Consider the following 10,414-nt stretch of genomic DNA (forward strand, 5'->3'; position numbering starts at 1 on the left):
ACCGTTCATCACGTGCTTCACTACGCCCTCATCCTGCTCGCTTTCGGCGCTCTGACCGGAGTCACCACTGTTCTGTTCGGATTCGGTGGCGGGTTCGTCACCGTCCCAGTCGTTTACGCTGCGTCCGCACTTCGGCCGAATGTCACCGATCCGATGCACGTCGCCGTCGCGTCCTCAGCTGCAGTGATGGTGGTCAATTCACTCAGTGCCACAGTGGCATTCAGGAAATCAGGACGACTTCGGACGGAGTACATCCGACCTCTGATCGGACCCGTCGCAGTCGGAGCAGCGCTCGGAGCGGTCGCGGCAGGCCACGTCGATGACGGTATCGTCCGGATCCTGTTTGTCCTCTACCTCGTCGTGACGATCCTCGACAGCCTTCTGCGGCAAGGGTTTCTGACGCCTCCCGAACCTTGCGACCGTCTCGGCCCCAATGGGGTCCGCACAGTCGGGATCGGAATCGGTGCCGTCGCAAGTTTCCTCGGCGTGGGCGGCAGCGTCATGACGGTGCCGATGATGCGACGCGGCGGAGTTCCGATGGCCGACGCCGCCGCGAGCGCCAACCCGTTGAGCCTGCCTGTCGCCGTCGTCGCGACTGCGGTGTACGCGGCGGCATCCGGACACATCTCTGCTTCGGATCTGTCGGCGGGCAGAGTCGGCGCTGTCGACCTTCTGGCCGTCTGCGCGCTTCTCGCCGGCTCTCTGCCTGCGATTGTGCTGAGCCGGCGACTAGTCGGTGCTATTGCGGACCGCGTCCATGCCGGCGCGTACATCGCTCTACTCTGCGTCGTCACGGCAGTGATGATCGCGGCCTAGCGAACGGCGTACCGCAGGTAGATCACGCCGCCGTCGAAGGTTTTCTCCTCGAGCAGTTGCAGATCAAGCCGCCTTTCCGGGAGAGCTCGCAATCCGCCGCCGATATTGACCGGACACAGAAACAGTCTCACTTCATCGACCAAACCCGCCGCGAAAGCACTAACCGCAACCGTCGGTCCACCGATCGAGATATCTTGTACCGCTTCACTCTTGAGCAAACGGATGGAGTCTTCATCGAAGCGCGGGACGATCCTGGTGCGCGCAGTCGACACCTCGTTCAGCGTCGTGGAGTACACGATCTTGTCGATTCCACGCCAGATCTGAGCGAACTCGACGGTCGCCGCCTCGATACCGGCAAACTCGTCCGGAACCGACGAACCTCCTGGCACTGACGAACGCCCGAGGTCCTCGGCTGCCATTGTTTCCCAGGGAATCATCGTCTCGTACATCCGGCGCCCGAGCAGGTATGTGCCGACTCCCCTCTCGAGCTCGTTGACAAACAAATGGACCTGCGCGTCGGGAACAGCCCAGTCGAAGTTCCCGTCCCTGTCCGCCACGTACCCGTCGATCGAGCAGATCGCCGAGTAGATCAGGCTCACCATCGGTCCACGTGCAGCACGTTGTCGACGGGTTCGCGCGCGGCAGGTTTGAACGTCTCGCCGGTGAAGTACGCCGTCGGGATCAGAGCCGCCTGATGGAATCCGGACGGAATGCCCAGCAGCTCGGCAACTTCCGCCTCACGCTGCAGGTGCAACGTTGTCCAGGCCGTACCGAGTCCACGTGCCCGCGCTGCCAGCGCGTAACTCCACGCGGCCGGCAGTAGCGAACCCCACAGACCCGCCTGGTTCCCCTCCGGCAACGTCTTACCCGCCTTGATGCACGGAATGAGGAGAACCGGTACCTCGCCCATGTGCTCACCGAGCCACGCGACGCTCGTGCCTACTCGCTGTTGGATCGGCGCGCGATCGGGGTCGTCGGCGAAGAGCTTTGCCGCCGAACCGTGAGAAGCAAGGTACTCGTCGGTGACTTCCTTGTAGATCTGCCCAACTGCTGCTCGCAGTGCCGGATCTGTCACAACCATCCACTGCCACCCCTGGCGATTCGAACCGGAGGGCGCTTGCAGGGCGATCTGGAGACACTCCTTCACCAGATCCAAGGGCACCGGACGGGTCAGATCCAGACGCTTTCGAACCGTTCGCGTTGTGGTCAGTAATTCGTCGGGTGTCAGGTCCAGCACGGGATACGACGTCATCCCCCGATCATTGCACTGTCGCGAGCAGTGAGCAGGGCAGTCCGTCTACACTTTTCTGATCCCGTACGTGGCTGGTGTGTCGGGAGCATTCACGGATCAAAGGACTTTCGACATGAGTTGGCACGTCTGGTTGGCGTTCTTCGGAGCAAGTTGGGTGATCAGCCTGTCACCAGGGGCCGGCGCCATTGCGTCGATGTCGTCAGGGCTTGCCTACGGTCTGCGGCGCGGATACTGGAACATTTTCGGGCTGCAGTTGGGATTGTTGTTGCAGATCGGAATTGTCGCGGCCGGCGTCGGCGCCGTTCTCGCCAGTTCGACTGTGGCCTTTTCCTTGATCAAGTGGTTCGGTGTCGCATACCTCGTCTACCTGGGGATCAGGCAGTGGCGATCGGCGCCCACCGAGGTGGAGACCGACGAAGCCGCCGCGAGCAGTTCCGGTCCGATGATGATGCTTCGCGGATTTCTCGTGAACGCGAGCAACCCGAAAGCCGTCGTTTTCATGCTCGCAGTGCTCCCGCAGTTCCTCGATCCGTCGGCGCCGCTCCTGCCGCAGTATCTGATCATCGCTGCAACCATGTGCGCCGTCGACGTGATCGTGATGACCGGGTACACCGGGCTGGCCGCACGGGTGCTCACCTTGATGCGCTCCCCCAAACAGCAGCGAACCACCAATCGAGTGTTCGCCGGTCTGTTCTTCGGCGCTGCAGGCTTTCTCTCGAGCATCGGCCGTGCGGCGGCTTGATCGGTCACACGGCTTGATCGGTCACACGGCTTGTTCGATCACAGGCCCGCAATCAAGTTGACGACGGACGCCACGATCACCGAACCGAACAGGTACGACAGCAATGCGTGCCCGAGCGCCATCGCACGCATGTCCGACGACTTCAAGTTGGTGTCGGAAATCGCGAAGCTCATCCCGACCGTGTACGCCACGTAGGCGAAATCGCTGTACCTCGGCGGTTCTTCCTGATTGAAATCGATTCCGCCGTCGGGGCCGGAGTAATACAGCCGTGCATATCCGAGGGCGAAGAGCGTGTGGACCGCCAACCACGAGATCACGACGCTGCCGACTGCAACCGATGCCGCCACGACTTGGTAGTGATGTCCGTCGGGTGCCGCCAAGAGCAGGAACGCAATACCGACCAAACTCGCGACGGCGGCGCCGAGAATCAGCAGGTGCGCGACATTGCGGGCCGGCTCTTCGCGCGTTGCGTGGCTTGCTGTGAGCGTCGCATCGAAGGGCCAGACCAGAATCCACGTCCACACCGTGAACACCATCGCCGCCACATCCCAGCCGATCAGAAACGCGAACCGGGGATAGCCGACCAACGCCGTGACGACACCTGCGGCCACACCGAGCAGCAGACCCGTCGACACTCTCAGCGCCGGCCCGGCACCCAGGGCGCTCCGCGGAACCGGGTTGATCGGAAGGTCGTGCGGTCGATCGTTCACGGGCTCAGTCAACCATCGTTCGCAGTCAGACGGTGGTTACGCCGCAGGGCTATTCAGAAGCAGGGTTATTCAGAAGCAGGGTCACTCAGGCGTTGCACGCGCCGACTATCGGCTTGCCATTGAATCTGTCCAGCACGTACTGCAATCCGACGCCGAAGTCCGCCACCGCCGGTGCGAGATGATTGTTGCCGCTCCCAGGATTCACCGCGGGCAGGGTGTCGGTGAACAACGTCGCCTCGGCCCCACGCGCACACCAGTCCTGAACCAGGCGCCGGGTTTGCTCGTACGGGATGAAATCGTCGTTGAGCGCTCCGTTGACAAGGATCGGCGAGGCCGGGGTTCGACGCCCGATGCGTTGTTCCTCGATCACCTGCTGGATCTCCGGTACCGACTCCACCACGTCTGCAAGGGGTCGTCCGTCCGTGGTCCATGACGCCGTCGACTGCTTCCCGTACTTGGTTCGGGAATCGATGAGGCATTGCCCAGCGACGTCTGCGAGCACGGACCGACCGTAGTCGTTCAGTCGAGATTCGATCGGTTCTCGGGCAGCTGGATAGCGGTCGAGGACGCCGTTGATCGTGTAGCCGATCGCGGCCATCAGACCGGTACCGTCGATATGACGCAGAACGCTTGCCAGGTCGGCCGGGGGCGCGCTCGCGTAGCTCCCGACCAGATTCACCTCAGGCGCGTATTCGGGCGCAAGTTCGGTTGCTGCGGCAGTGGCCCCGCCGCCCTGAGAATGCCCCCAGAGCGCTATCGGATCGTCTGCCCCTGCCTTCGCCAGGGTTCGGGCAGCGCGTGCACCGTCCAACATCGCGTGGGCTTCCTCCGCGCGATTGACGTAGGTGTGGACGCCTGGCGTTCCGAGTCCGATGTAATCGGTGACAAACACGCGAACGCCCTGGGCGAGGAAAGCGAATGCGAAGGCGGACTCGTAGTTGACACCGACACTGTCCACACCAGCACCGTAGTTCGACGGATTCCCGGGTTCCGCCAGGCGGAGCTGACCGGCAGTGGGGAACATCCTCGACGGAGCGCACTGATCACCTTGGCCTTGCGTGCCCGGACCGATCACGACTGTCGGGCGCGGCCCCGCCCCTGACCACGGGGCGGCCGGTTCCAGGTACGAGCCCGACACGGCCACCTTGGATCCGTGGGTGTCGGTACTCGAATACAGGATCCGAGTCCCCACACCAGGCACTGCGCCGACGGCGCCGGCAAGCGGAAGGGGTTCCGTCCGGATCACCGATCCCGGATTACCGACGTCGTCTGGACTCGCGTCGTAGAAATCGCTCACCGGTTCGGCATTCGATATCGGCGTGAACAGCAGCGACGTGGGCAACAGTGCCGAGATCGCCACGGCTGAAATCTTCACTGCCGCGAGGACGACCTTTCGGGTGCTCATGGAAATCCAACGTATAGGCCTCAGTCGATGTGCGGACCGGTTTCGATCTGCGGGACTTCAATCGATCGGTACCAACTCTTACGCGAGCGGGCCATACCGCTGGCCCCCCGATCCCCTGGTTTCACGGCCAGAACCTGATGAATCGTAAGCCTGTGTGACTCCTCGAAACCCAGCGCACTGGCAGCGAGGTACAGCAACCAGGTACGCACCCGGGGAGCACCGACCTGTAGGACTGCCGCGTCCCAGTTCTCGCGAAGGTTCTGCACCCACGCTCGCAACGTCAGTGCGTAATGCTCACGCAACGCTTCGCTGTCACGTGTCTCGAAACCTGAAAGTTCCAGCGCATCAATGGTTTTACTCAGCGGAAGTATCTCGCCGTCCGGGAAGATGTAGCTGTCGATGAAACTGGGTCCGTCTTCGGCCTTGTCCGACAACGACTTCACCGCTGCGATGGCGTGATTGAGCAGACGCCCCTGCGGCACGAGAAGGTCGTAGAGTTTTGCCGTGTACACCGGCAAATTGACCAGGCCCACATGCTCGGACATCCCGATACTCGAAATCGCGTCGTACGGGCCGTCATCGACGTCGCGGTAGTCCTGCACCCGAATCTCGATACGGTCGGTCAAACCTGCATCGGCAACTCGCCCTTTGGCGAACTCGACCTGCTCGTTACTCAGTGACACCCCGACGACATCAACCCCGTAGTTCTGGGCAGCGTGCAGTGCCATCGATCCCCAACCACAGCCGACGTCGAGCAGTCGCATTCCCGGCTTCAGATCGAGCTTGCGGCAAATCAGGTCCAGCTTCGCGAACTGAGCGGCTTCGAGGGATTCGACCCCCTCCGGCCAGTATCCGCACGAATAGACCATGCTCGGCCCGAGAAACAGTTCGTAGAAGCGATTCCCGACGTCGTAGTGATGGGAGACAGTCGCAGAATCGCGCGATTTGCTGTGCCGTTTGCCTCGCTTACGACGCATCTCGATCGACGGGGGTGATGGCGGTAGACCCAGCGCCCCCAAGCCGGCAAAAGTACCGGCGGCGCGCACGATCGAGCGCAACGGCAACGCCGACAATCGATTCTCACCGAGCCGCGTGACGAGGTCCGGGACGTCGAGGAGCGCAAAGATATCGCCGTCGACGTCAAGATCCCCGGACACGTACGCCCTCGCCAACCCCAATTCGTTGGGAGAGTAGAGGACTCGCCGCAATGCACGCCGATTCCGGAAATGCACCTGTGCAGCGGCGTCCGGCGGACCCGCCTCGGAACCGTCCCAACAACGCACTCGAATCGGAAGCGGAACCCCGATCGTGTCCTCGAAAACTGTCAGAATCTTGGTCGCGGCGCCAGTCACAAATCAACCCTCCGACAAAAGATGGTTAGCCGATGACAGAAAACTTACGCCCGATGCGCGAATCTTTCGCGCCATTTGTCCGAGTTTAGGCAGTGTTCATCACGGTTTCGGTATTCGTCGCTGAGTTCAGGGCTCCACCAGTCCGGCGAGAAACTCCACCAACAACCGCTTGGTTACCTCGCGTGGCAACGATTCCACTGCCGCCAGCACCGCCGCCATGTCCAGCGGAGACTCGGAAGAGCCCCGCGGATCCAGCCCCGCCGACGTCAAAGCAGCCGCAACTGCGTCACTGGGCAATGCAAGTACATCGGCGACGGTGACATCGCCACGTTCGAATGCTCCGGCCAACTCTGCCAAGGCCGGCGGTGCCTGCGCTGCCACCAACCCTCGAACGTCGTCGGCGCCGAGGACGAGCGCACTTGTCAACTCGCCGAGCACCGACTCGGTCACCGGAGTGACGGTGAGGTGGGTTGTTCGAGGCAACGTCGTCCCGTCGGATTGCGTCGACGCCGGCTGCCCTTGAAGGACGAAACCCCGGGCACCGACAGCGCTCACCCAGCGATGCGGATCCACTCGCCGTTCGAGCGGCACGGAATCGTCGGTAGCGACCGCGAACAGCGGTCCCACCGGCGAGCCCACGACGCGAAGCCCGTCGACGCTCTGGACCGTGTCGATGAGAGCACGGGTCGCCCGCTGCGCGCGGGACACCAATTCGGCATACCCGGGTTGACCGAGGACTTGCGAAATCGCCCACGCCCCGGCCAGGGCAGCAACGGATTTGGAACCGAGAAGAGTGGGATTGACCACCGGATAGCCAGGCCAGTCCGTGAGTCCGAAATACTGCTTGCGATGCAGATCGCGCCCACGGTGCAGCAAAACGGAGACGCCTTTGGGTGAGTATCCGTACTTGTGGAAGTCGACCGACATGCTGGTGACACCGGCCACCCGGAAATCCCAGGGCGGCAGATCACCCCACCACGGCAACGCAAGTCCGCCGATGCAGGCGTCGACGTGCAATGGAATCGACCGTGCACGAGCAACTTCCGCGACTTCGGCGATCGGATCGAGCGCCGCGAACGGGTAATTGGGCGCAGAGACGACGATCAGTACCGTGTCGTCCCGCACCGCTGCCGCAATACCTTGTGCGTCGACGCGCCCCGACGTGGGATCCACCGGCACCAGGATCAGTTCCAATCCGAGCAAGTGCGCCGCCTTGTGGAAAGCAGCATGCGCGGTGGTCGGAAGAACCAGCGAGCCCTCCCCCGGCGGGAGACCACGGAAGTCGCGAGCGGCCTTGACTGCCAACACACAACTCTCCGTTCCGCCGCTGGTGACGTTACCGACGACCACTCCTTCTGCTCCTGCATCTGTATCCGTCGCCGGGGCCGAAGTTCCATGGAGGAAATCGCGCGCGAACGCCACCAACTCACGCTCCATGACCGCAGTGGAGGGAAACACCGTCGGGTCGAGACCGTTGACGGGCTGAACCAATCGAGCTGCGTCCGCTGCCAACTCGTCGAGGGCTGCGAGGCCGCTGTCGTACACGTATGACAGAACCCGGCCGCCGTGCGTCGGAGCATCCTGTTCACGGAGCGAACGCAACCGGCCCAAGATGTCAGCGGCTCGGCTCTCGAGGTTCGCGCTCTCGAGGATTTTGCCCTGAAGTGCCTCGGACTGAGTGGAACTCATCGTTCATCTGCGTTCTCGTGAGTGGATTCTTGTTCGGTGTGGTAATTCCGTAATACGACCAGGCTTATCGCAACCAGGATGGCCGGCACGATCGAGAACCCCAGGGCGATACCGGTGAGCGCCGATTCAGGTTGTACGACGCTCTCCCCCGCTGTTTTCGAGACAAACCCGGTAACTGCGAGAACACCCAAGAACACCGCGGGTCCGAGGGCCAGACCCGCGGTTTCCGAGGCGGTCCAGATACCACTGAGCGAGCCACCACGCTGGCGACCACCGATTCGCGCGTCGTCTTCGATGACGTCCGGGAGCATCGCCAGCGGGAACACCTGCATCCCGGCATAGGCAACGCCGGCAAGGGCCACGGCGCCGTAGATCCACGGGCCGGCGTCGAGCGCCGCGAGCGTCAACAACGCCGTCGCCACGACAAACAGAACCGAAGACACGACGTAACCGCGAAGCTTTCCGTACCGATGAGAGAACCGATACCACAGCGGCATCACGACGAGGGCCGGTCCGACGAGTGCGACGAACAGCCCGGTGAGTGCACCTTCGTTGCCCATCACATACGTCGCCAGGTACTGCGCACCCGCCAACATCACCGCGGTCGCAAGAGCTTGGAGCACGAACACGATGACCAGCAATCGGAACGCGCGTGTCTGTCGTATCGCGTCGAACCCGTCCCGATACTGCGAAAGCAACGAGCCGGTCGGGGCATCCGCGTGAGTCACCGTGTGGCGCGCTGCTCCGCGAACTGCCCAGATCATTGCCCCGCACATCAACGCCGACACCCCGATCGCCATGACGAGATAGCCGCGCGCCCCGCCCCCGGCGGCATCGCGGAGCTCGGGGCCGCCGGCACCGATGACCAGAATGGTCAGGGCCAACACCGCAATTCGAACCGATACCAAGCGGGTGCGCTCGTGATAGTCGCCGGTCAACTCGGTCGGCAACGCGATGTACGGAACCTGAAAGAGACTGTAGGCACTGGCCGCGAGCAGGAAGAAGGCGAGCACCCACAACGCCCCGACTCCAGGGCCGGCAGACACGGGAGCCGAGAACGTGAGAATGAAGAGCAAGGGCAGAGCCAGAGCACCTGCGAGCATGAGTGGCACTCGCGTACCAGTTCGATGAGAGCCTCGATCGCTGATCGACCCGATCAGCGGGTCGATCAGGACATCGGCGATTTTCGGAACGATGACCACGAGCGACGCGAGCGCCGCGGCAACGCCGAGCGTGTCGGTCAGGTAGTACGCCAGTACCAGACCTGGCAGAACACCGAATCCACCCGTACCGACGCTTCCCGCTGCGTATCCGGCCACCACACCACGCGAAAGCCTGTCAGGCGATCTACCTTCACGAAGACGTACCGGTTTGTCTGTAGTCACCGTCCACACACTAATGTCACGACTCCGTACCGCGAGGGCAAAAGAATCTCGATGACCAGAAGTCGCCTACTCGGACAGTCCGGGCATGCCAGACTGTGACCCGATTCGCACACGAACGAAAGTCTGAGCACGATGGTTGATCCACTGAGCGAGATCTGGCCTCCGTACGGAGTAACGATCACGTGTGGGCCCGTCACCTTGACCGCTGTGCGCGACGACCATTTCCCCGAACTCGACGCGCTGGTTCGAGCCGGCATTCACCCTGCCGAACAGATGCCTTTTCTTGTCCCCTGGACAGTGGGCACGCCTGACGAGGTGTCGCGAAGGTTCATCCAATATCACTGGTCGGTCCGCGGAGCGATGAGCGTCGCCGACTGGAAATTCGAAACAGCCATCGTTGTCGACGGAGAAATCGTCGGCTGTCAGGCGTTTGCCGCGACGGACTTCCCCAACAGTCGTACCGGTGAAACCGGCTCGTGGATCGGGCGCGAGTTCCAAGGCCGGGGTATCGGCACTCTCGCCCGCCACGCAATCTGCGCATTCGCATTCGACTCCTTGGGCGCACGCAGCGTCGTGTCGTCGGCGTTCACCGACAACCCCGCCTCGATCACGGTGTCGACCAAAGTCGGGTACCGCGCAGACGGCACGATAGAGGAGTTGGCTGCCGACGGCCGAATGACTGTGCGGCGCCTCTTCACCCTCGGTCGCGAAGACTTTGTCGCACCGCCCTATCCCGTCGAAGTGACAGGCGTGCGCGAGCTCAAGCAGATGCTCGGCATCGACTGAGCGAGATACCCGTGGCACTGCGACAACTTGTGTCGAGGCCCCCGGTTCCGACCTTCTGGTGCCCGCAAAACTCCCGGCCAGTCGACCACAAGATCGGGCTCACCAGTACCGCGGACGTGAATGACGATGTCGCATCTTTGATGGCGATCACATATCAACAGAACGGCCGCTAAGACTCTCAGTCACCAGCAGGCAGCCACTCCGGCAGACAACCACTCACCGGCAGGCAACACGAAAGTCCCTGTTCTCCTCGTCGGAGAACAGGGACTTCTTCACC

General features: G+C 62.6%; 10 protein-coding genes. 3 read left to right on the forward strand and 7 right to left on the reverse strand.

Annotated elements, in window-relative coordinates; all coding sequences use genetic code 11:
• Positions 1 to 12 precede the first annotated feature (12 nt).
• Complete coding sequence (locus tag ACFT1A_RS27595) at positions 13 to 816, forward strand: sulfite exporter TauE/SafE family protein (RefSeq protein WP_378449593.1); 804 nt, start codon at positions 13 to 15, stop codon at positions 814 to 816.
• On the opposite strand, the gene ACFT1A_RS27600 is transcribed toward ACFT1A_RS27595, so the two are convergent.
• Positions 813 to 1,418 (reverse strand): dihydrofolate reductase family protein, encoded by a 606-nt coding sequence (locus ACFT1A_RS27600; RefSeq protein ID WP_378449594.1) that lies wholly within the window; start codon positions 1,416 to 1,418, stop codon positions 813 to 815. The genes ACFT1A_RS27595 and ACFT1A_RS27600 overlap by 4 nt on opposite strands.
• Positions 1,412 to 2,068, reverse strand: a complete 657-nt coding sequence (locus tag ACFT1A_RS27605) for a nitroreductase family protein (protein WP_378449595.1) — start codon at positions 2,066 to 2,068, stop codon at positions 1,412 to 1,414. Before ACFT1A_RS27605 ends, ACFT1A_RS27600 begins: the two co-directional genes overlap by 7 nt.
• Before the next feature lie 112 nt (positions 2,069 to 2,180).
• On the opposite strand from ACFT1A_RS27605, the gene ACFT1A_RS27610 reads away from it, so the two are divergent.
• The gene (locus tag ACFT1A_RS27610; RefSeq protein WP_378449596.1) at positions 2,181 to 2,810 is read left to right on the forward strand and encodes a LysE family transporter; all 630 of its coding nucleotides are present in this window, start codon (positions 2,181 to 2,183) and stop codon (positions 2,808 to 2,810) included.
• A gap of 38 nt (positions 2,811 to 2,848) precedes the next feature.
• Here the strand turns inward: ACFT1A_RS27610 and ACFT1A_RS27615 are convergent, their stop codons facing one another.
• The 5 genes from ACFT1A_RS27615 to ACFT1A_RS27635 all read right to left on the reverse strand — a co-directional run bounded on the left by ACFT1A_RS27615 (position 2,849) and on the right by ACFT1A_RS27635 (position 9,360).
• The gene (locus ACFT1A_RS27615; RefSeq protein ID WP_030537075.1) at positions 2,849 to 3,520 is read right to left on the reverse strand and encodes a DUF1345 domain-containing protein; all 672 of its coding nucleotides are present in this window, start codon (positions 3,518 to 3,520) and stop codon (positions 2,849 to 2,851) included.
• A gap of 85 nt (positions 3,521 to 3,605) precedes the next feature.
• On the reverse strand, positions 3,606 to 4,925 hold the full coding sequence (locus ACFT1A_RS27620; protein ID WP_378449597.1) for a lipase family protein: 1,320 nt from the start codon (positions 4,923 to 4,925) through the stop codon (positions 3,606 to 3,608).
• A 20-nt stretch (positions 4,926 to 4,945) separates the two neighbouring features.
• Entirely contained in the window at positions 4,946 to 6,277 is a 1,332-nt protein-coding gene (locus tag ACFT1A_RS27625) for a class I SAM-dependent methyltransferase (RefSeq protein WP_378449598.1), read from the reverse strand.
• 126 nt (positions 6,278 to 6,403) lie between these two features.
• Complete coding sequence (locus tag ACFT1A_RS27630; RefSeq protein WP_378449599.1) at positions 6,404 to 7,966, reverse strand: pyridoxal phosphate-dependent decarboxylase family protein; 1,563 nt, start codon at positions 7,964 to 7,966, stop codon at positions 6,404 to 6,406.
• Positions 7,963 to 9,360 (reverse strand): MFS transporter, encoded by a 1,398-nt coding sequence (locus ACFT1A_RS27635; RefSeq protein ID WP_378449600.1) that lies wholly within the window; start codon positions 9,358 to 9,360, stop codon positions 7,963 to 7,965. The genes ACFT1A_RS27630 and ACFT1A_RS27635 overlap by 4 nt, the downstream gene beginning before the upstream one ends.
• Positions 9,361 to 9,483: 123 nt before the next feature.
• On the opposite strand from ACFT1A_RS27635, the gene ACFT1A_RS27640 reads away from it, so the two are divergent.
• The gene (locus ACFT1A_RS27640; RefSeq protein WP_378449601.1) at positions 9,484 to 10,137 is read left to right on the forward strand and encodes a GNAT family N-acetyltransferase; all 654 of its coding nucleotides are present in this window, start codon (positions 9,484 to 9,486) and stop codon (positions 10,135 to 10,137) included.
• Positions 10,138 to 10,414 lie beyond the last annotated feature (277 nt).

This window comes from Rhodococcus sp. NPDC057135, assembly GCF_042670865.1.
Classification (GTDB): Bacteria; Actinomycetota; Actinomycetes; order Mycobacteriales; family Mycobacteriaceae; genus Rhodococcus_F.